This window comes from Streptomyces sp. NPDC006733 (assembly GCF_040636125.1).
Taxonomy (GTDB): domain Bacteria; phylum Actinomycetota; class Actinomycetes; order Streptomycetales; family Streptomycetaceae; genus Actinacidiphila.
The window spans coordinates 37,586-56,506 of sequence record NZ_JBEYJD010000039.1; the positions used below are offsets into that span (position 1 = coordinate 37,586).

The following is an 18,921-nucleotide window of genomic DNA, read 5'->3' on the forward strand; positions in this document are numbered from 1 at the left end:
AACGGGGCGGCAGGACGGCGCCGTGGGTGCTGATGTACCACTCCGTCGGGGAGTGCGCCGACGATCCGTACCTGGTGACGGTCAGCCCCGACCGGCTCGAACAGCAGCTGCGCTGGCTGACCCGCCGCGGCCTGACCGGGGTCGGCATCGCGGAGCTGCTGCGCGCCCGCGCGGACGGCCGCGGCAGCCGGCTGGTCGGGCTGACCTTCGACGACGGCTACGCCGACTTCGTCGAGCACGCGGTACCGCTGCTGCGGCGCCACGGGCACACCGCCACCGTCTTCGTCCTGCCCGGCCGGCTCGGCGGCAGCAACGAGTGGGACGAACTCGGGCCGCGCAAGCCGCTGCTGACCGAGGACGGCATCCGCGCCGCGGCGGCGGCCGGCATGGAGATCGGCTCCCACGGCCTCGTCCACCAGGATCTGACCGCGACCGCGGACGGTGTGCTGGCCGACGAGGTGCGCGGCAGCCGCGACCTGCTCCAGGAGATCACCGGGACGGTCCCGGAGGGCTTCTGCTACCCGTACGGCAAGGTGGACGCGCGCGTCGTCAACGCCGTGCTCGCGGCCGGCTACGCGTACGGCTGCGCCGTCGCGGCGGGCCCGCTGACCGGGACGTTCGCGCTGCCCCGCGCCTACGTCGGGGAGCAGGACACCGACGCGCGGCTGGCCGCCAAGCGCGTGCGGCACCTGGTGAGCCGCCGCCCGCTGGACGGCCGATGAAGGTCCTGCACGTCATCACCGGGCTCGACATCGGCGGAGCGGAACAGCAGTTGCGGCTGCTGCTGCGGCACCTGCCGGTGTCCTGCGAGGTCATCACCCTCACCCATCCGGGCCCGGTCGCCGACGGCATCCGCGCCGACGGCACGCCCGTCACCCATCTGGGGATGTCCGGGAACCGGGACCTGACCGCGCTGCCCCGGCTCACCCGGCTGATCCGCGCGGGACGCTACGACCTCGTCCACACCCACCTCTACCGGGCCTGCGTCTACGGCCGGATCGCCGCCCGGCTGGCGGGGGTGCGCACGGTGGTCGCCACCGAGCACTCCCTGGGGGCCACCACGATCGAGGGACGCCCGCTGACCCGCGGCACCCGCGCCCTGTACCGGGGCACCGAGAAGCTCGGCAGCGCCACCGTCGCGGTCTCGGACACCGTCGCCGAACGGCTGCGCGCCTGGGGCATCCCCGGACCGCGGATCCACACGGTGCCCAACGGCATCGACGCCGGCGCGTTCGCGTTCGACCCGGCGGTCCGGGCGGCGACGCGCAGCCGCCTCGGACTGCCGCGGGACGCCTTCGTGGTGGGCGGGGTGGGGCGGCTGGTGCCCGGCAAGCGGTTCGACCTGCTGGTGCGCGCGGTCGCCGGCCGCCCCGGCGCCCATCTGCTGCTGGCCGGCGCGGGACCGGAGCGGGAGGCCCTGCTGGACCTGGCAGCCGGGCTCGGCGCCGCCGACCGGATCCACCTGCTGGGGGAGACCGGCGGTGCGGACCGTCCCGGCGCGGCGCCGCCCCTGCCCGCGCTGCTCGCCGGCGTCGACCTCTTCGTCTCCGCCTCGCAGGAGGAGACCTTCGGGCTGGCCGTGCTGGAGGCCCTCGCGGCCGGCCTGCCCGTGCTGTACGTCACCTGCCCGGCCATCGACGACCTGCCCGCCGCGCACGCGCCCGGCGCCCGGCGGATCGGCGCCGCCGCCGACGCGCTCGCCGCGGGTCTGCGGCAGCACCAGGAGGCGGGGCCGCACCGGTTCCCGGTGCCCGACGCCGTCGGCCACTACGACATCGCCGGCACCGCGGGCCGGCTGGCCGAGCTGTACGCCCACGCCGCCGCCCGGCCCTGACCAGAGCCCTCAGAAGGAGCGATTCCATGGACGAGACCCGAAACCCCGCCCCCGGCGCGCCGCATCGGCTGCGGGACGCGGCACGGCGGCTGCCGCGCTGGTGGCCGCTGCCGCTGTGCGCCGCCGTCGGGCTGGCCGGCGGCCTGGGCTACGGCGTGGCCACCCCGCCGCAGTACTCCGCGACCAGCTACGTCATCGTCGTCCCGCAGCGTGCCGACCCGGCCACCGCGCTGGGCTTCGCGCAGGCCTACGGCCGCGTCGTCACCGGCTCCACGGTGCTGGCCGACGCGCAGGAGGACGCGGGCGTGCCCCTCGCGGAACTGCGCGCCAACGTGCAGGTGGCCACGTCGCCCGACGCGCCGATGATCTCGATCACGGGCACCGGCAGCCGGGCCCGCGACGCCTCGGACATCGCCAACGCCGTGGCGAACTCCCTGACGGCCACCGGCAACCGGAACGCCGCCAACACCGGGGTGCGGCTGCTGATGTTCTCCCCGGCCGCCGTTCCCCTCGCGCCCGCCTCGTCCTCGACGGCGCTGTCCGGGGCCGTCGGCGGCAGCGCGGGCGGCCTGCTCGGCGCGCTGGTCCTGCTGGTCCGCCCCGGCAACCGCGGCCGCCGGGCGGCCGGCCACGCCGCCGTGCCCGCGCCGGCCCACGCCGGCCACCCGCCGGTCCGGGAAATGGCGTGATGACCGGCGGCGACCTCGCGGCCGTCCGCTCGGTGACGATGTGCCGCGACCCGCGGCAGTTCACCGCCCTGCGCGAGGAGTGGGGGCGGCTGCACCGGAACTGCCGCACGGCCACCCCGTTCCAGAGCCACTCCTGGCTGGACTCCTGGTGGACGTCGTACGGGCGGGCCGGGCGGCTGCGGGTGCTGCTGGTCCGGCAGGACGGGGAGCTGATCGGCGCCGCCCCGCTGATGCTCGTCCACCGGCCGCTGCCCGTCCTGGTGCCGCTGGGCGGCGACATCACCGACTTCACCGACGTGCTGCTCGACGACCACGCCACCGACGCCGCCGTCACCGCGATGGCCGTGGGCCTGCGCCAGGCGGCCCGCGGTGCCCTGATCGACCTGCGGGAGGTACGGCCGGGCGCCGCCGCGGAGCGGCTCCACGACAGCTGGCGGGGACCGAAGCGGCGGCTGGCGGACTCCGTCTGCCTGGAGCTGCCCGGCGTCCCGCTGCCCGAACTGATCACCCGGATGTCCACCTCCCGCGGCCAGCGCACCCGTTCCTACGTGCGCAAGCTCGACGCCCTCGGCATCGAGGAGCGCGTCGTGCCCGCGCACGAGGTGCCCACGGCCGTCGAGAACCTGCTGCGGCTGCACATCCTGCAGTGGGAGGGGCGCGGGGTGAACCCGGAGCACGCGCGGCCGCGCTTCGCCGCCCACCTCAAGCGGGCCGGGCAGCACATGGTGTCCGGCGGGGACGCCGTCATCACCGAGTACCGGCTGGACGGCGAGGTGCTGGCGTCGGACCTCAAGCTGCTCTCCCCGCGGCTGGTCGGCGGCTACCTGTTCGGCGCCGACCCCCGGCTGCGCGCCACCAAGGCGGATCTGACCACCATGCTGATCAGGAACGGCGCCGGGCACGCGACCGCCGCGGGCGGCGGCGGTGCGCTGAGCCTGCTGCGGGGCAGCGAGCCGAACAAGCTCCCCTGGTGCCCCGACCTCGTCGCCAACCAGCGGCTGCTGATGGCGTCGCCGCTGCTCGCGCCCGTCCTGTGGCTGCAGGTGGCACGGGCCGCGCTCCGCGACCGGGCGGCCGGGGCGGTGCGCCGTCATCTGCCGGCGGTGCGCGCCTGGCGGGCCCGGCTGAACACCTGGCGGGCGAAGCAGGTCTGACGCGCACACCCCCCGCCGGGCCGCCCCGGACATGACCACGGCCCGCGGCGCGCGCCGATCCGCGTGCCGCAGGCCGTGGGGGTCCCGGAGGCGTCAGCCGGGCAGGCCCGGCAGCGGCGGGGTCGGCACCGGGAGCGACGGCAGCGCCGGGAGCTTCGGCAGACCGGGCAGGTCCGGGGCGGGCAGCCCGCCGCCGAGCACCGCGGCGACCAGGACGTTGACCAGGCCGGTCACGACCTTGAGCGCGCCCGCGGCGGCACCGGCCACGTCACCCGACCCGGCCGCCTTCAGCAGATCCGCGACGGCCGCCTGCAGGGCGGCCAGCGCGTCAGCCGACACGTCGGCCGCACGCGGTGCGGAGTGGCGCGGTGCGGAGACGTCCGCGGGGATGACGCCGCGCCTCGGCACGCCGGGCAGCGCCGGAAGCGCGGGAGCGGCGGGCAGCGCGCCGGGGGTGGCCGGCAGCAGGGGCGCGGCGGGCAGCGCCGGGGCCGCCGGAAGGCCCGGCGCGGCGGGGAGGGCCGGGACGGCCGGGGCGCCGGGGACGGCCGGGGCGGCCGGCGCCGCGGGGACGGCCGGGGCGGCGGGGAGCTTGGCCGCGTCGATCGCGGCCTTGATCGCGTCGGTGTGCTTGGTGATCTCCGCCGGCGACAGCTTGTTGCCGGGGGCGGCGAGCACGGCCTTGACCGCGTCCGTGACCGGCGTCAGGACGCCGCCCAGCTTGCCGAGAGCGGTGACTTGCGCGAGGAGCGCGGCGGGATCGGGTGCCGCTGGAGCGGTGCGTCCGGCGAAAGTGCCGGCGGGGGCGACGTCGGGGGACGCGAACGCCGTGCCGGCAGTGCCGAATGCGAGGGCGCCGACGAGGGCGGTGGAAACGATCACGCCGGTCGTCCGGTGGGTGCGCATGAAGATGTCTTCCCTTCGCTGAACAGAGCGGGTGTACTCCACAACCGTCGAAAGCGAAAGGCGGGCCCGCAACCTGTCAACCAGCGGCTTCCCGCGTGTCGGACTCCCCCGCCCGGCCCGGGCCGGCGGCGAACAGCCCCTGCACGCAGCGCATTAGCTGCCGCCCCCGGCGCCGGTGGATTGGGGCGGGCCATGTGAGCCAACCGGGTGCCCGGCCGGAGGCGGCAGCGGGGGCGGAGCGGAGGCTGAACGGCGGCGGACGCGACTGTGGCCGCGTACGGGGTACGCGGCCACAGTCGTGCGGTGGGGTACGGCTGTCAGCCGTTGTTCACACCGTTGCCGGAGAGGACCGGGATCTGGTCCAGGATGTGCGACAGCGGCTCGTCGCCCTTGATCTGCGACGAGTTCTCGGTGCACTGCTGGTTCTGCGGCGAGGACAGGACGTTGATGTCCTGGACCGTGATCGGCACCAGGCCGACGAGCGAACCGACGTTGGCCTTGACCGGGAGACCGACGCAGGGCTTGTTGAGCGAGCCCTGGACGAGGCCGACCTGCGGGCTCATCGTGCCGTCGGTGTAGGTGTTGCCGTAGTTCGACTCGGAGCCGTTGCCGTTGGTCGTGGAGGCACCGCCGTCGTCGCCGATGGCCAGCGCCTGCGGGGCAGCCATGGCGGAGAGACCGACGATGGAAACGGCAACTGCTGCACTGGCCATGAACTTCTTAAGCACGGTTCGCCCTTCTTGAAACGATGTTCCTGTTGTTGAAGCGAACTGATCAACTGCCGATCTATGGTTTGGTTCCGCGATTTCACCCCACTGGCCCAACCGTTTCTCCACGCGAAACGCCCGGCGGCGTGCCGCCGGGCGGTCGCTTTCCCGTCGAATTCCGGTCAGGCCTTCTTCTGGGACAGCCATTCGATGCGGAAACACAGCTTCGAGAGGCCGAATTGGCGCTTGCTCTCCTCTCCCAGGTCGAGCGGGAGGCAGACCTCCGCGGGCACCGCGGGAGAACCGAGCGTCGGGGCGGGCCGGAAGATCCCGACCGGCACCGGCACCAGGACGCTCGGGCCGGTGCTCGTGCCCGTGGCGGGACCGGGGCCCGGCACGGGGGTGAGCGTCCCGCCCGGCGCGGGCACCGGCGTCGCGCCAGGGTCGGGCACCGCCGGCACCGTCGGCACCGTCGGCACCGGGGTCGGCACCGTGGGCACGGACGGCTCCGTCGGCACCGCCGGCACGGTCGGTACCGGAGTCGGGGACGGGGTCGGAGCCGGTGCCGGGTCGACGCGGGCGAAGTTCTTCGACCGGAAGACCTTCGACGACTTGGGGTTGTCCGTGCACTGCCACACGCCGTGCGGGCAGTAGTCCGTCAGCGTCTGGTAGACCGCCCGGTGGTCGGTGATCCACTGCAGCATCATCCGCATGTAGTCCGGGTTGTCGCCGTTGCGGAAGAGCCCCCACTCCGGGTACGAGATCGCCTTGCCGTGCGCGGCGGCGAAGTCGACCTGCGCCTGGAGGCCGAACGGCTCCTCCACCTGGTCGTAGAACGAGTCGCCCGGCGGCTGGTCGTACGAGTCCATGCCGATGATGTCCACGACGGAGTCGCCCGGGTAGCACGACGTCCAGCCGATGGCGTCCTGGCCGCGGTTGGGGGTGAAGTCGAACCGGAACCGCTGGCCGGGGACGCTGCGCATCGTGGTCACGATGCGGTTCCAGTACGTCTTCCAGGACTCCGGGTCCGGGCCGCAGCGGTGCGTGTACGTGGTGCCGTTCATCTCCCAGCCCAGCACGATGACGGTGTCCGGCACGCCCAGCCCGACCAGTCGCCGCGCCAGCTCGGTGAAGTGCGCGTCGAAACGCCCCGCCGCGCCGGAGCGCAGCAGCGAGCGCACCTGGCTGTCGGAGACGTGCGCCTCGTTGCGCTCCTGCATCGGCACGTTGAGGACGAAGAGCCGCTCCGGGTCGGCGTTCTTCCACTGGGCCCACGGCTGCAGCAGCTCGGGCTCGCCCTCGATGGTGTGCCAGTTCTCACCGGGCAGGTACGTGTGGCCGACCGTGAGGTCGGTGCCGCCCAGCCACTTGCGCAGGTCGGCGATGCGCCGCACCCCGTCGGCGCCGGAGGACGTGAAGGCCCCCATCGGGGTGTGCCCGGTCGGCGTCGCGGGAGGCGCGGTCGTGGTCGGCCCCGGTGGTCCGGCCGAGGGTGACGGCGGCTCCGGGTCGGTGGTGGCCGCCGTGCTGCCAAGGTCGTCGACGACGGTGTGGGTCATGCCGAGCATGAGCAGACCGGCGGTGACCGCTCCGACACATGCGCCAGTCAGCCTGTGGCGTCGGTGGGCCATAGGTGCTCCTCCTGCGACGTTACCTGTTCGGAGCTTTGTCTCCGGACGGTAATTCAGAAAGTACGAGGAGTCCGGCGATGGGGCCTGTTCTGATAGTCCATTAGGAACCGGATCGGAGTCCGAACCGCTCGGAAATCCGTCGGATCGTCAGATCGAGTGAATACGCGGCCACCGGACGGCCTTCGCCGGTGTGCGTTATCCCGCCGGGCGCAGGATGATGGTGCATAGCTGACGGACAGTCGGCGACGCCCTTTCCAGCGAACGCGTCGCGATACCGCCGCTCCCCAGATGTCCGGCCGTACCGGTCGCTAGCGAGGAGATCCGATCATGAGAGAGGCCGAGGAAAGCGGCAGTGGAAAGGCGGCACCGTCCGCCCACACCCGCCGCCGGGTGCTCCGGGCGGCGTTCACCGCCGCCGTTGCCGTCACCGGCACGACCGCGGTGCTGTACCCGATCGTCACGGCCGGGGACCCGGACGCCGAGCGGGCCGAGGCGGGCAGGTCCGCCCGAGGGAACGATCCGGCCGGACCCGCCCCGAGCCCGGCCGCCGGAGGCTTCGACGAGATCTACCGGGGGCGTCGCATCCAGGGCGTGCCCACCGGGACGGCCGACGGGTCCGAGGCCGACCCCTCGCCCGTCGTCATCCTCATCGACGGCCGGGTGCTGCACGTCATGCGGCGCGCGGACGGGACCTACGTGAGCGTGGCCAACCACTACCAGCCGTACGCCACCCCGCTCGACACGGCCCGCGGCGCGGTCGACGTGATCGGCGCGGCCAAGCTGTCGCTCGCCGGCGGCTTCTCCCAGCACTGACCGCAGAAGGGCCGAACCGGTGTACACCCGCCAGAACCAGAAGAACCTGACCAGCTCCCAACGGGCGAAGTTCGTCCGCGCGATCCTGAAGCTGAAGAGCAAGGGCATCTACGACGACTTCGTCCGCATGCACGGTCGGTACTACGTCTCCGACGGGGACACCGGGCTGCGGGTCGGCCACATGGCGCCCACGTTCTTCCCGTGGCACCGCCGGCTGCTGCTGGAGTTCGAACGGCAACTGCAGGCCGTGGAGCCGAGCGTCACCCTGCCCTACTGGGACTGGACGCGGGACAACTCCAAGACGTCCTCGATCTGGGCGTCCGACTTCCTCGGCGGTGACGGCCGCGCCTCCGACGGCCAGGTCATGACCGGCCCCTTCGCCTACTCGGGCGGCAAGTGGCCGATCTCCGTCGGCGTCACGGAGGAGAAGTACCTGACGCGGCAGTTCGGCCGCCCGGACCGCCCGATCGGCCTGCCCACGAAGGCGGAGCTCGACAAGGCGATGCAGGACCCGGTCTACGACACCGCTCCCTGGAACTCCACGTCGAGCACGCGCGGGTTCCGCAACCGGCTGGAGGGGTGGACGGTCGGCGAGGCGCAGGGCGGCCTGCTCCACAACCGGGTCCACCAGTGGATCGGCGGCCACATGACGGGCGCCACCTCGCCCAACGACCCGGTCTTCTGGCTGCACCACGCGTTCATCGACCTCATCTGGCAGCGCTGGCAGCGCATGCACCCGAAGTCGGGGTACCTGCCGGCCCGGACGCTGGCCGCCTCCGACCCGGAGCACGGCCGCGTCATCAGCTTCGGCGAGCCCATGCCGCCGTGGAACACCAAGCCGTCCGAGGTCATGGACGTGCAGAAGATCTACCGGTACGAGGAGTACTGAGCCGAGGAGCACCGAGCCGGTCCCGGACCGGCCGGACACAGCAGAGCGGCCCCCCGCGAACGCATCGCGGGGGGCCGCATCGATCAGCTGTGAGCAGCCGGGACTACCAGGCGTCGTGGCCCGAGACGTTCTCGCAGTGGTTGCCGAACGCCGGGTTCAGGAGGCCGATCACGTTGACGGTGTTACCGCAGACGTTGACGGGCACGTGAACGGGGACCTGCGCCTGGTTGCCGGACAGGACGCCGGGGGAACCAACGGCAGCACCCTGGGCACCGGCGTCGGCGGCAGCCATGCCGGCGCCGGCGGCCAGAACGGCACCGGCCGCGGCGGTGATGGCGGCTGCCTTGGCGATACGCGACATCGAAATCTCCTTGATGATGAAACCCGGCCGCGGAATGCGGCCTTGACGCCTGCGCAACGCGTATGAATGCCGCATAGTCACGCAGGTTGAGCTGAACTGATGAACGTCACCGCCGGTGAGGGCGGCACCACACCAAAGGCCCCGGAGCTTGGCCGCTCCGGAGCCTTCGCGCGGGGGTGATGCGTTCTGTTCAACGAACCCGGCCGCCGCCGGACACGGTCGGCGGGGCGGTTGCGACCGCTTTCTTCTGACATACCGTCGTATCGCATGTGCGATCGACAAGACCTCGTTCGGTGGGTTTAGCGCCCCGGACTCGCTCGGTCAGGTGACTGCGGGGCCGGTCGGGCCCGGACCGCCGTTACAGTCCGTTGCCATGAGTCAGACCAGTACCGCTCCGGACATCACCCGCCTGAGCCAGATGGGCACCCTCGCGGTGATCCCCTGGGCCGGCGAGCACATCGAGGACGAACAGGACATCGCGTTCCTCCTGGCCTACTCCCTCGGCGACGTCGAGGGCGGCCCCGAAGTCGCGGAGAGCGCCATCACGGCCGCGCTCGAGGAGGTCGGCCTGCCGATCGGCGGGGCCATCCTGGACATCGCCCAGGTGCCCAAGGCCCCCGTGAAGCTGCTGGTCGAGGGCGGTCAGGCCGTCCTGACCATGCCGTACCTGCACGCGGCCTGCCCCGTTCCCGAGCAGTGGGTGGAGGCGGCCCGCGAGCGCGGCACGGTGTACTTCATGTTCGCCAGCCGGCCGTGGCCGGAGGCGACCCCGGGCAAGCCGGTCAGCGAAGAGGTCCTCAAGTCCTTCGTCGGCGACGAGGCGATGCTCGCCGGCGCAGCGCACTGCTTCGTGCCGGTCGGCTCCCTCCAGGGCTGACCGCACGGCCCGCACGACACGAAGGTCCCCGCCGGAGTACCGGCGGGGACCTTCGTCGTGGACCTCGTGTCCGTCGTGTCCGTCGTGGACGCCTCGGCGTCCGGGGCTGCTACGCCTGGGTGAGCAGCCCGGCGCGCAGCCGGGTCAGGGTGCGGGTCAGCAGCCGGGAGACGTGCATCTGGGAGACACCGAGCTCGGCACCGATCTCGGACTGCGTCATCTCCTGGCCGAAGCGCATCTGCAGGATGGCGCGGTCCCGCTCGCCGAGCTCGGCCATCAGCGGCTTGAGGGCGTGCAGGTTCTCGACCGCCTCCATGCCCGGGTCGTCCTCACCGAGCCGGTCGACGAACGAGCTGCCCGCGGCCTCGTCGTTGTTCTCACCCGAGGGGAGGTCCAGCGAGCCGGCGGTGTAGCCGTTGCTCGCGACCAGGCCCTCGTTGACCTCGGCCGGGGTCAGGTCCAGGTATTCGGCCAGCTCCGCGGTGGTCGGGGAGCGGTCCATCCGCTGGGCGAGCGCGTCCTTCGCCTGCGCCAGGGCGATCCGGCGCTCCTGGAGGCTCCGCGGCACGTGCACGGCCCAGCTGGTGTCCCGGAAGAATCGCTTGATCTCACCCGAGATGTACGGAATCGCGAAGGTCGTGAACTCGACCTCGCGCGACAGGTCGAAGCGGTCGATCGCCTTTATCAGGCCGATCGTGCCGACCTGGACGATGTCCTCCATGTCCTCCGACCGGTTGCGGAACCGGCCGGCGGCGAACCGGACCAGCGACAGGTTCAGCTCGATCAGGGTGTTCCGCGCGTACTGGTGGTCGCGCGTCCCTTCCTCCAGGGTCTGGAGGCGGTCGAAGAAGAGCTTGGACAGGGCCCGCGCGTCCTTCGGCGCGACCTTGCCCGCCTCTTCGATCCAGGGCAGCTCCGTCACCGACGAGGCACAGGCGCCCGTGGTCGGGCCATCAACTACGGCTGTGTCGGCAACCACAGCAGTCTCGGCCGAGTTCACTAGCGCTGTCATGTTCCTCATCCTCCCAGGAGCAACCGGCAATGGCACCCGCCTACCCCGGCCTTTCGCTCCCACACCCTCGATTTTCACGATCTCGGGCACGGGCGGAACGACGAGGTGTGGAACATGCGGGACACGGTACCGGGGGGCCTGGAGGGGCGAGGGTGAAGTCTGGGTGGCGTGGAGGTTCCCGCACTCCGCGGAGGGCGGTCTCGACACGTCGGGTGGTGGGTCAGGCCGCGCAGGGGAGGCGGTCGAGGAGTTCGTCCGCCGGGGCCGGGACCGCGGTGTCGACGGCCGGGGTGACCGTGTCGCCGAGACCGGCGCCGCGCTGGCGGGAGACGGGTGAGGCACCGTGGGCCTCGGCCCGGATGCGCTGCTTGATGGTGGGCGGCAGCGATCCTTCGCGGCGCGGCTCGGGGGCCGCGAGCGACGACAGCGGGAGGACCGGCGCGGTGCGCCCGGCCGTCTCCCGCGGGCGGCGGGCGGCACGGGCCGGGGCGGTGAGCCGCAGGGCGGTGAGGATCCCGGCGAGAACGCCGAGCAGGACGGTCCAGAGTCGCGCGACCCTGGTGGTTGCGGCAGTTGCGGCGGTTGCGGTGTTCGCTGTGGTGGCCACGGCCCCTCGCTTTCGATCGGTTGGTCTGCGTATGTCCCTCATCATGTGGACCCGGCACGACGATCGAGGGATCCGCGCCGCTTGTCGTATGAACACCACCCGGACGGCCCAGCGACCCCGGATATCCGCCGCGGGCCCCCGTAGCGTGAGGACGGCCGAGCGGATCCGCTCCGCCAGGAAGGAGCCCGCCATGTCGGACCGGCGTCCCCGGGTACTGCGCCCGCACAAGCGTGACCAGGGCCCGAAGCCCGACCGGGCCGGCCGGGCCGCCGAGGGCCCGGACACGGCCCCCGAGCGCTCGATGGAGCCCCGGCACCCGGCGGACGAGAACGCCGACTCCGGCCCCGTGGAGAACAGCGTGATCGACGCCGCGCTCTACCGCGACGGCCGCCGCATCGACACCCCGGCCACCCTCACCGAGGCCTACCGCAAGCTGCCCGACACCCCGGACGCCATGGCCTGGATCGGCCTCTACCGGCCGGCCGAGGCGCAGCTGCTGGCCGCCGCCGAGGCGTTCGGGCTGCACGAGCTGGCTGTCGAGGACGCCGTCGTGGCGCACCAGCGGCCGAAGCTGGAGCGCTACGGCGACACCCTCTTCGTCGTGCTGCGCGCCGCCCGCTACCTGGACGACTCCGAGGAGGTCGACTTCGGCGAGCTGCACCTCTTCGTCGGCCCGGAGTTCGTCCTCACCGTCCGGCACAGCCAGTCCCCCGACCTGTCGACCGTGCGCGCCCGGCTGGAGGCCGACCCCGAGCTGCTGCGGCTCGGCCCCGAGGCGGTGCTCTACGCCGTGCTCGACTCCGTGGTCGACGGGTACGCGCCGGTCATCGCCGGACTGCAGAACGACATCGACGAGATCGAGACCGAGGTCTTCGGCGGCGACCCCAAGGTCTCGCGGCGCATCTACGAGCTGTCCCGCGAGGTGGTCGAGTTCCAGCGCGCCACCCGCCCGCTGCTGAGCATCCTGTCCGCCCTGACCGCCGGCTTCGAGAAGTACGGCACCGACCAGGAGCTGCGGCGCTACCTGCGCGACGTCGACGACCACGCCACCACCGTGGTCGAGCGGGTGGACGGCTTCCGGCAGATGATCGCGGACATCCTCGCCGTCAACGCCACCCTGGTCACCCAGGTGCAGAACGAGGAGATGCGGCAGCTCGCCGAGGCCAGCAACGCGCAGAACGACGAGATCAAGAAGATCTCGTCCTGGGCCGCCATCCTCTTCGCGCCGACCCTGATCGGCACCGTCTACGGCATGAACTTCGAGTCCATGCCGGAGCTGAAGTGGGTCTTCGGCTACCCGTTCGCCATCGGGCTGATGGGCGTGGTCTGCGTCGGGCTGTACGTGGTCTTCAAGCGGCGCGACTGGCTGTGAGTGCCGGACGGGGCCCGCGAGAAGGCCGGTGGGTCAGCCCCACAGGGCCTGGGCGAGGGCCACGCCGGCGCCGACCGCGCCCAGCCCGGCGGTGACGCTCGCCGCCACGTTCGCGAGGGCGAGGAACCGGGCCCCCTGCTCGGCCAGCCGCAGCGTCTCGTAGGAGAACGTCGAGTACGTCGTCAGCGCCCCGCACAGGCCGGTGCCCAGCAGCAGCTGCGCGGAGGACGGGGCGGCACCGGCGACCACCGTGCCGGTGACGAGCCCCAGCACCAGGCTGCCGGCCACGTTGACGGTGAACGTCCCCCAGGGGAAGGCCGTACCGTGCCGGGCCTGGACGGAGCGGTCGGTGAGGTAGCGCAGCGGGGCGCCGACGGCGGCGCCGGCGATGACGAGCAGCCAGTTCACGAGGTCCCCCCGCGGACCGCCAGGCGGCGGCCGAGCGCCGTGCCCGTCCAGACGGCCGCCAGGGCCGCGAGCGCCGTCCCCGCGAGGTAGGCGAGACCGGTGGCCGGCTCGCCGTGCTCCAGCAGACCGCGGATGTCGACGGCGTAGGTGGAGAAGGTGGTGAAGCCGCCCAGCACGCCGGTCCCGAAGAACGGCCGCACCAGGGGGTGCACGGCCCACACCTCGCTGATCAGCACCATGAACACGCCCATCACCGCGCAGCCGACGGTGTTGACCAGGAGCGTCGTCCAGGGGAAGGCCCCGGCGGGCGTGGGCCACAGCAGCGCGGCGCCGTAGCGGGCGCAGGCGCCGGCGGCGCCACCGAGCGCGATCACGGCGAGGAGACGGGACATCGCACGTCACGATACCGGCCGGGCCCTTCCCGGCCGCGGGTCAGCGGTTGAAGGTGTCGATGTTGCTGATCTTCCAGACCCCGTCCTGGTGCACGGCGTCCACGGCGAACATGGCCGCCGCGTACGTCGCCTCCTCCTTCGGCGCGGTGCGGGTGTTCCGCTGGTCCGCGAAGATCAGCACCCGGGCCCGGTCGCCGTTGATCAGCTCCACGCCGCTGTCGGTGACCGTCGTGGTCAGGACGAGCTTCTGCACCGGCGCCTGCTTGCGCACCTGGGCGAGCATGTCCGCGTACTGCTGCACGGCCTTGCCGGTCAGCAGCTTCTTCGCCGCCTGGTCGGTCCGGGCGGTGTCCGCGTAGTTGTAGGAGAAGACCGAGTTCACCGCCTGCGTCACCATGCCCTTGACCTCGCTGGTACGGGCGGTGTCGGTGAGGGCGGTGTTGCGGGTGGACGCGGTGTCGTGGAGGGTGCCCGCCTCCATGGCGGCCCAGCCGCCGAACCCGCCGAGCAGCACCGTCAGCACGCCGAGGACCAGCACCAGGCGGCGCGGGCCGCCGCCGCTGTCGCTCTCGGCCTTCCCGGCGGACGCCTTGGGGGACGCTTTCGGCGCGGGCTTCGGCCTGAGTTTCGGCTTCGGCTTCGGCTTCGTCGTCGCTTTCGGGCGGTCGTCCCGCTGCTGTTCCGGTTCCTGGTCCTGCTGCTCCTGCTCCTGCCGTTCCTGCTCCTGCTGCTCCGGGTCGGGCGCGGGCGGCGCTCCCGGGCGCGTGCGGCTCGCGGGCGGCGCGGCGGCCAGGCGCCGCTGCCGGTTGATGAGGTGGCGGGTCGTCGACATGTGCGCGGGTCCTCTCGGGTCCTCTAACCGGCGGCGGAAGGCTGCGGAGTGGGGGCGGTCTCCCCGACCGGCGCCTGGCCGAGGGCGCTGAGCTTCCAGCCGTCGGACGTACGGGTCAGCTCGCCGAGCAGCCGGCTCTCCTTCGCCGACGGCTGGGACTTGGGCGCGGTCACCGTGATGCGCAGCGCCACCATCACGCTCGCCTTGCCGGCCCGGACGTCCAGCTCGGTCACCGATCCGGACAGCACCTTCGCCGTGGTCACCGTCTGCGCCTGCCGCACCTGCTTCTCGAAGCCCTCCCTGCCCTGCACCAGTTGGGTGCGCAGGTCGCCGGTGGTGGAGTTCTGCCAGGTGTCGAGCCCCTGCGTCAGGTTCTTGTGGTCAAGGGTGTTCATGTTCTGCACGCCCTGCTCACCGGCGGCCAGCACCTGGTCGCGGGTCTGCGCGTACGCGGCGGAGTCGTCGTGCGCCGCCCCGTACCAGGCCCAGCCGCCCCAGCCCGCGCCGGCCGCCGCGAGGACGGCCAGCGCCACGGCTGCCACCAGCAGCGGGTTCCACGTCTTCGTACCTTGCATGTGCCTCTCCCCTACCGGGACGTGATGTCGGTGATCTGCCAGTGCCCGTCGTGGAACCGGGCGGTCACCGACAGCTGGGCCGCCGCCGTGGTGGCCTTCTTCCCCTTGCGCTCCGCCGTCTGGTCCAGGAAGACGAGCAGCTGCGCGCTGTCGCCGTCGAGCCGGGTGACCCCGGCCCGCACCACATGGGTGGTGAGCGTCAGCTTCTGCGCGGCCACCTGCTGCTTGACCTGCCCGAACAGCGCCTCGTACTGCCCGGCCGCCGACCCGGCGAGCAGTTCCTTGGCCGCCAGCTCGGTGGCCCGGGTGTCCTCGGGCGTGTACGAGAAGACCTTGCCGAGGGTGTTGCTGACGTCCCCGATGACCCGGCTGGTCGCCGCGGTGTCGGTGAGCGCCGCGTTGGACGTGGCGGCCGGGTCCGTCAGCTGGGAGGTGCGGATCAGGAGCCCGGTGCCCGCCAGCAGCAGGACGGCCAGCAGCCCGGCGGCGATCGCGGCCGGGGTGACGCGACGGCGCCGGGCGGACCGGGTGGTCGCCGGCGCGGCCGGTGCGTCCTCGGCCTCCCGCGGGTCCTCGGCCTCCGGCGGGTCCTCGACGTCGACCGCCTCGTCGACGGGTTCGGTCCTGGTGTCTCCTGTGGTGCTCACGCTCTTCGCCCTCATCTCCCGGATCAGCCCGCGCCGACGGGTACCGCGTTGATCGCCGTGAGCCGCCAGCCCCCGGACGTACGGGCGAGCCCGGCCTCGAAACGTTTGCGGTCGGTGGTGGGCGCGCCGCCGCGCGGGGTCAGCGCCACCCGCACCGTCGCGATGAGCCTGGCCGTGCCCGACCGGGTGTCGAGTTCGGTGACCGCCGCGTCGGTGACGGTGCAGCGAGCGCTGGTCCCGGCCCGCTGCAGGGACGTGCCGCTCTGGGCGTTGGTGCGGGCCACCTCGTCGTGCAGCGGCCCGGTCGTGGCGTCGAGCCACTGCCGCAGCCCCTCCTGGACGTGCTGGGCATCGGTGCCGTCGATGCTGTTGAGGCGGGCGATGTTCCGCCGCCCGTCGGCCAGGACGGCGTCGCGGGCCTTGGCGTAGGCGAGCGACTCGTCGGTCCGCGCCTCCCGGTACGACCAGCCCGCGAACGCGCAGAACACCACGATCGCCGCCGCCACCGCCCAGACGACGGCGCTCCTGGCCGACGCGGAGAGCTGCGGCGGGCGCGGCAGGGACAGCCGCCGGCCGGTCACGGGCGCGGCTCCAGTCCGAGCAGGCCGCTCATGCCGGAGGGTTCCCTGGCGGGCAGGGACGGCAGGCCGAGGGCGGCGGGCAGGGTGCCGCCCGCGTCGGTGCCCAGCAGCAGCGCGCCCGGCCGGGTCGCCGCCGGGACGCCGCCCTTCGGGGCGTTGGCGGAGCCGCGGACGTTGGTGCCGCTGCCCGGCGAGGCGGTGCAGCGCGCCCCGGTGTTGAGCTTCGACGTGGCGCTGGTGTCGAGGCCGTTGCGGTACGTCGTCCCCCCGTATCCGGCGGTGCAGGGCAGCGGCGAGAAGAACGTCACCGACATCCCGAGGTTGGCGCCCTTGCCGTTGATGGCCGTGGCACCGGCCGCGACCACCGCGGGCAGCCGCACCAGCAGCTCCTCGATCCCGTGCTGGCGGGTGACGGCCACGTCCGAGGTGGTCAGCAGGTTCGCGAGCAGCACGCTGAGGCTGGGGTTGAGGTCCCGCAGCAGGCCGCTGACCTGGGTCGCGGCCTCCGGCGCGGCCGTGATCAGCCGGCGCAGGTCGGTGTCGGAGCCGCTCAGCGACGCGGCCAGGTCCTTGGCGCTGGTGGCGAACGACCTGATGGCGTCGCCCTCCTGCGCCTGGGTGCCGAGCACGGTCGCCCCGTCGATCATGAGTTTGGTGGTGGCGGGCTCGTTCTTGTCGGCGGCCTGGATGAAGTCGGTGCTGTTGTCGACGAGCGACTGCAGGTTGTCCCCCTGGCCCTGGAACGCCTTGCCGAACTCGTCGACGACGGTCTGCAGCGACTTCAGCGGTACGGAGGAGGCGAGGGTGTCCACGCTGGTGAGCAGGTTCGTCACCGGGGCGGGGGTGCGGGTGTCGGCCACCGGGACGCGCGCGCCGTCCGCCAGGTACGGAGCGCCGTCCGCCGTCGGGCGCAGGTCGATGTACTGCTCGCCGACCGCGGAGAGGTTGGCGACGACGGCCTGCAGCCGGGAGGGGATGGGCGGCGCCGAGTCGTCGATGCGCAGCTCGGCCTCCACCCCGTCGTCGGTGAGCGTGATGGGTCCGACCCGGCCGACGGAGACCCCGCGGTAGGTGACGTTGGAGTGGGTGAACAGCCCGCCGGTCTGCGGCAGCTGGACCTTGACGACGTAGTAGCCGCGCATGCCGAAGTAGTGGCCGAGGTCGGCGTACCGGGCCCCGATGAAGCCGAGGACGAGGACGGCGATCACGAGGAAGGCGACGTTCTTCAGCCGGGTGCCGAGGGTGATCACGAGTGGCCTCCCGCCGAGGGTGCCGGAACGGTCCTGACCGGTCCGACGGAGGGCAGCGGGAAGAGCGACGACGACCTGGCGCCCGCACCGCCCTCGGTCCCGCCGCCGTCCGCTCCCGCGTCGGTCCCGCCGTCGGTCCCGGCGTCCGTGCCGCCGACATCGGCGCCCGCATCCGTCCCGGCGTCCGTCCCGGCGTCCGTCCCGGCGTCCGTCCCGGCGTCCGTCCCGGCGTCCGTCCCGGCGTCGGTGCCCGCATCCGTTCCGGCGTCAGTGCCGGCATCGGTCCCCGCGTCCGTCCCGGCGTCAGTACCCGCGTCGGTCCCGGCATCCGTGCCGGCGTCGGTGCCCGCGTCGGTGCCAGCGTCCGTCCCCGGGTCCTGGGTCGGCGGCGGGTAGACGTTGTCGGCGTAGTCGAGCTCGGGCACGATCATGGTGCCCGGCGCCGCCGTCATGTCCAGGTAGACGTTGAGGTAGTCGCCCTTGACGCCGCTGAGCACCTCGTCCGTGAACGGATAGGTGAGCAGCACCTGGAGCGAGTCCGGCAGCGCCTTCCCGGAGTCGGCGAGCCGCTGCAGGGTGGGCGCGAGCGCCTTGAGGTCGGCGACCATGTCGTCCTTGCTCCTGTTCACGGTGGTGACCGCGACCTGGGACAGGGTGTCCAGCGAGCGGAGCATCGTCACCAATGAGCCGCGCTGCTCCTCCAGGACCTTCAGACCCGGGCTGAGGCCCGTGAGCACCGTGCCGATCTGCCGGTCGCGGGTGGCGAGGGTCGCGGAGAGGTGGTTGACGCCGTCGAGCGCCGCGGTGATGTCCTGCTTGTGGCCGTCCAGGTCCGTGACGAGGGCGTCGACGCGGGTGAGCATGGAGCGCACCTGGGGCTCGTTGCCCTTCAGCGCCTTGTTGAGCTCCACGGTGATCGTCTTGAGCTGGGCCACGCCGCCGCCGTTGAGCAGCATCGACAGCGCGCCGAACACCTCCTCGACCTCCGGGTTGCGGTTGGTGCGGTCGAGCGGGATCCGGGCGCCGTCGCCGAGCCGGCCGGTGCCGGCTTCGCCCGTCTTCCGATCCGGCGCGGCGAGCTGCACGAACTTCTCGCCCAGCAGGCTGGACTGTTCGAGGTGCGCGTACGCGTTGGCCGGGAGGACGACCTTGCCGTTGACGCGCATCGTGACCTTCGCCGTCCAGCCGTTCGGCGCGAGGTCGATGGCGGTGACCCGGCCCACCGCCACGTCGTTGACCTTGACCGCCGACTGCGGGACGAGGCTGAGGACATCGGCGAACTCGGCGGTCACGGTGTACGGGTGGCTGCCGAGGTCGGCGCCGCCCGGCAGCGGCAGGGTCTCGATGCCGCCGAGCCCCGGCGCCGAGCAGCCGGCGAGGGCGA

General features: G+C 72.9%; 22 protein-coding genes. 8 read left to right on the forward strand and 14 right to left on the reverse strand.

The features are described from left to right. Positions 1-32 precede the first annotated feature (32 nt). The 4 genes from ABZ721_RS29995 to ABZ721_RS30010 are packed head-to-tail and all read left to right on the forward strand — an operon-like array spanning position 33 to position 3,677. Positions 33-722, forward strand: coding sequence for a polysaccharide deacetylase family protein (locus ABZ721_RS29995; protein ID WP_358791929.1), 690 nt, complete (start codon positions 33-35; stop codon positions 720-722). Further along, entirely contained in the window at positions 719-1,834 is a 1,116-nt protein-coding gene (locus ABZ721_RS30000) for a glycosyltransferase (RefSeq protein ID WP_358791888.1), read from the forward strand. The genes ABZ721_RS29995 and ABZ721_RS30000 overlap by 4 nt, the downstream gene beginning before the upstream one ends. Positions 1,835-1,860: 26 nt before the next feature. After that, positions 1,861-2,523, forward strand: a complete 663-nt coding sequence (locus tag ABZ721_RS30005; RefSeq protein ID WP_358791889.1) for a lipopolysaccharide biosynthesis protein — start codon at positions 1,861-1,863, stop codon at positions 2,521-2,523. Further along, a complete protein-coding gene (locus ABZ721_RS30010; protein ID WP_358791890.1) occupies positions 2,523-3,677 on the forward strand; it encodes a GNAT family N-acetyltransferase in 1,155 nt (384 codons plus the stop codon). The genes ABZ721_RS30005 and ABZ721_RS30010 overlap by 1 nt, the downstream gene beginning before the upstream one ends. A gap of 93 nt (positions 3,678-3,770) precedes the next feature. Here ABZ721_RS30010 and ABZ721_RS30015 read toward each other — a convergent pair whose 3' ends face one another. The 3 genes from ABZ721_RS30015 to ABZ721_RS30025 all read right to left on the reverse strand — a co-directional run bounded on the left by ABZ721_RS30015 (position 3,771) and on the right by ABZ721_RS30025 (position 6,717). Beyond that, positions 3,771-4,583 carry a hypothetical protein gene (locus ABZ721_RS30015; protein ID WP_358791891.1) on the reverse strand — a complete coding sequence of 271 codons (813 nt, stop codon included), beginning with the start codon at positions 4,581-4,583 and terminating at the stop codon, positions 3,771-3,773. A gap of 317 nt (positions 4,584-4,900) precedes the next feature. Next, positions 4,901-5,311 (reverse strand): rodlin, encoded by a 411-nt coding sequence (locus tag ABZ721_RS30020; protein ID WP_358791892.1) that lies wholly within the window; start codon positions 5,309-5,311, stop codon positions 4,901-4,903. Positions 5,312-5,472: 161 nt separating this feature from the next. Continuing rightward, positions 5,473-6,717, reverse strand: coding sequence for a glycosyl hydrolase (locus tag ABZ721_RS30025; protein ID WP_358791930.1), 1,245 nt, complete (start codon positions 6,715-6,717; stop codon positions 5,473-5,475). 531 nt (positions 6,718-7,248) lie between these two features. On the opposite strand from ABZ721_RS30025, the gene ABZ721_RS30030 reads away from it, so the two are divergent. After that, on the forward strand, positions 7,249-7,734 hold the full coding sequence (locus ABZ721_RS30030; protein WP_358791893.1) for a tyrosinase family oxidase copper chaperone: 486 nt from the start codon (positions 7,249-7,251) through the stop codon (positions 7,732-7,734). Positions 7,735-7,753: 19 nt separating this feature from the next. Next, positions 7,754-8,623, forward strand: coding sequence for a tyrosinase family protein (locus ABZ721_RS30035; protein WP_358791894.1), 870 nt, complete (start codon positions 7,754-7,756; stop codon positions 8,621-8,623). Between the two features lie 103 nt (positions 8,624-8,726). On the opposite strand, the gene ABZ721_RS30040 is transcribed toward ABZ721_RS30035, so the two are convergent. After that, positions 8,727-8,984: a chaplin gene (locus ABZ721_RS30040; protein WP_358791895.1), complete on the reverse strand. Its 258-nt coding sequence runs from the start codon at positions 8,982-8,984 to the stop codon at positions 8,727-8,729. Between the two features lie 373 nt (positions 8,985-9,357). Between ABZ721_RS30040 and ABZ721_RS30045 the strand changes: the two genes are divergently transcribed. Further along, positions 9,358-9,861 (forward strand): DUF5949 family protein, encoded by a 504-nt coding sequence (locus ABZ721_RS30045; RefSeq protein ID WP_358791896.1) that lies wholly within the window; start codon positions 9,358-9,360, stop codon positions 9,859-9,861. A gap of 109 nt (positions 9,862-9,970) precedes the next feature. Here ABZ721_RS30045 and ABZ721_RS30050 read toward each other — a convergent pair whose 3' ends face one another. Both ABZ721_RS30050 and ABZ721_RS30055 read right to left on the reverse strand, forming a co-directional pair. Next, positions 9,971-10,783, reverse strand: coding sequence for a SigB/SigF/SigG family RNA polymerase sigma factor (locus tag ABZ721_RS30050; protein WP_358791897.1), 813 nt, complete (start codon positions 10,781-10,783; stop codon positions 9,971-9,973). Between the two features lie 310 nt (positions 10,784-11,093). Next, positions 11,094-11,480, reverse strand: a complete 387-nt coding sequence (locus ABZ721_RS30055; protein ID WP_358791898.1) for a DUF6344 domain-containing protein — start codon at positions 11,478-11,480, stop codon at positions 11,094-11,096. Between the two features lie 301 nt (positions 11,481-11,781). On the opposite strand from ABZ721_RS30055, the gene ABZ721_RS30060 reads away from it, so the two are divergent. Continuing rightward, positions 11,782-12,852 (forward strand): magnesium and cobalt transport protein CorA, encoded by a 1,071-nt coding sequence (locus ABZ721_RS30060; protein WP_358791931.1) that lies wholly within the window; start codon positions 11,782-11,784, stop codon positions 12,850-12,852. 33 nt (positions 12,853-12,885) lie between these two features. On the opposite strand, the gene crcB (ABZ721_RS30065) is transcribed toward ABZ721_RS30060, so the two are convergent. From crcB (ABZ721_RS30065) to ABZ721_RS30100, 8 genes are read right to left on the reverse strand one after another with little or no spacing between them, the layout of a single operon-like run. Beyond that, positions 12,886-13,260, reverse strand: coding sequence for a fluoride efflux transporter CrcB (gene crcB, locus ABZ721_RS30065; RefSeq protein ID WP_358791899.1), 375 nt, complete (start codon positions 13,258-13,260; stop codon positions 12,886-12,888). Beyond that, complete coding sequence (gene crcB / locus ABZ721_RS30070; protein WP_358791900.1) at positions 13,257-13,652, reverse strand: fluoride efflux transporter CrcB; 396 nt, start codon at positions 13,650-13,652, stop codon at positions 13,257-13,259. The genes crcB (ABZ721_RS30065) and crcB (ABZ721_RS30070) overlap by 4 nt, the downstream gene beginning before the upstream one ends. 40 nt (positions 13,653-13,692) lie before the next feature. Further along, a complete protein-coding gene (locus tag ABZ721_RS30075) occupies positions 13,693-14,484 on the reverse strand; it encodes a hypothetical protein (RefSeq protein ID WP_358791901.1) in 792 nt (263 codons plus the stop codon). Positions 14,485-14,507: 23 nt separating this feature from the next. Further along, positions 14,508-15,059: a hypothetical protein gene (locus ABZ721_RS30080; RefSeq protein ID WP_358791902.1), complete on the reverse strand. Its 552-nt coding sequence runs from the start codon at positions 15,057-15,059 to the stop codon at positions 14,508-14,510. An 11-nt stretch (positions 15,060-15,070) separates the two neighbouring features. Next, positions 15,071-15,706: a hypothetical protein gene (locus tag ABZ721_RS30085; RefSeq protein WP_358791903.1), complete on the reverse strand. Its 636-nt coding sequence runs from the start codon at positions 15,704-15,706 to the stop codon at positions 15,071-15,073. Positions 15,707-15,729: 23 nt separating this feature from the next. Next, positions 15,730-16,287 (reverse strand): hypothetical protein, encoded by a 558-nt coding sequence (locus ABZ721_RS30090; RefSeq protein WP_358791904.1) that lies wholly within the window; start codon positions 16,285-16,287, stop codon positions 15,730-15,732. Further along, complete coding sequence (locus ABZ721_RS30095; protein ID WP_358791905.1) at positions 16,284-17,537, reverse strand: MlaD family protein; 1,254 nt, start codon at positions 17,535-17,537, stop codon at positions 16,284-16,286. Before ABZ721_RS30095 ends, ABZ721_RS30090 begins: the two co-directional genes overlap by 4 nt. After that, positions 17,534-18,883, reverse strand: a complete 1,350-nt coding sequence (locus tag ABZ721_RS30100; protein ID WP_358791932.1) for an MCE family protein — start codon at positions 18,881-18,883, stop codon at positions 17,534-17,536. Before ABZ721_RS30100 ends, ABZ721_RS30095 begins: the two co-directional genes overlap by 4 nt. Positions 18,884-18,921 lie beyond the last annotated feature (38 nt).

Excerpts from the sequence above, each read along its gene's own strand:
- ABZ721_RS29995 (WP_358791929.1), top strand. The coding sequence starts at position 33 with ATGTACCACTCCGTCGGGGAGTGCGCCGACGATCCGTACCTGGTGACG.
- ABZ721_RS30000 (WP_358791888.1), top strand. The coding sequence starts at position 719 with ATGAAGGTCCTGCACGTCATCACCGGGCTCGACATCGGCGGAGCGGAA.
- ABZ721_RS30005 (WP_358791889.1), top strand. The coding sequence starts at position 1,861 with ATGGACGAGACCCGAAACCCCGCCCCCGGCGCGCCGCATCGGCTGCGG.
- ABZ721_RS30010 (WP_358791890.1), top strand. The coding sequence starts at position 2,523 with ATGACCGGCGGCGACCTCGCGGCCGTCCGCTCGGTGACGATGTGCCGC.
- ABZ721_RS30015 (WP_358791891.1), bottom strand. The coding sequence starts at position 4,583 with ATGCGCACCCACCGGACGACCGGCGTGATCGTTTCCACCGCCCTCGTC.
- ABZ721_RS30025 (WP_358791930.1), bottom strand. The coding sequence starts at position 6,717 with ATGGGGGCCTTCACGTCCTCCGGCGCCGACGGGGTGCGGCGCATCGCC.
- ABZ721_RS30030 (WP_358791893.1), top strand. The coding sequence starts at position 7,249 with ATGAGAGAGGCCGAGGAAAGCGGCAGTGGAAAGGCGGCACCGTCCGCC.
- ABZ721_RS30040 (WP_358791895.1), bottom strand. The coding sequence starts at position 8,984 with ATGTCGCGTATCGCCAAGGCAGCCGCCATCACCGCCGCGGCCGGTGCC.
- ABZ721_RS30045 (WP_358791896.1), top strand. The coding sequence starts at position 9,358 with ATGAGTCAGACCAGTACCGCTCCGGACATCACCCGCCTGAGCCAGATG.
- ABZ721_RS30060 (WP_358791931.1), top strand. The coding sequence starts at position 11,782 with ATGGAGCCCCGGCACCCGGCGGACGAGAACGCCGACTCCGGCCCCGTG.
- crcB (WP_358791900.1), bottom strand. The coding sequence starts at position 13,652 with ATGTCCCGTCTCCTCGCCGTGATCGCGCTCGGTGGCGCCGCCGGCGCC.
- ABZ721_RS30075 (WP_358791901.1), bottom strand. The coding sequence starts at position 14,484 with ATGTCGACGACCCGCCACCTCATCAACCGGCAGCGGCGCCTGGCCGCC.
- ABZ721_RS30080 (WP_358791902.1), bottom strand. The coding sequence starts at position 15,059 with ATGCAAGGTACGAAGACGTGGAACCCGCTGCTGGTGGCAGCCGTGGCG.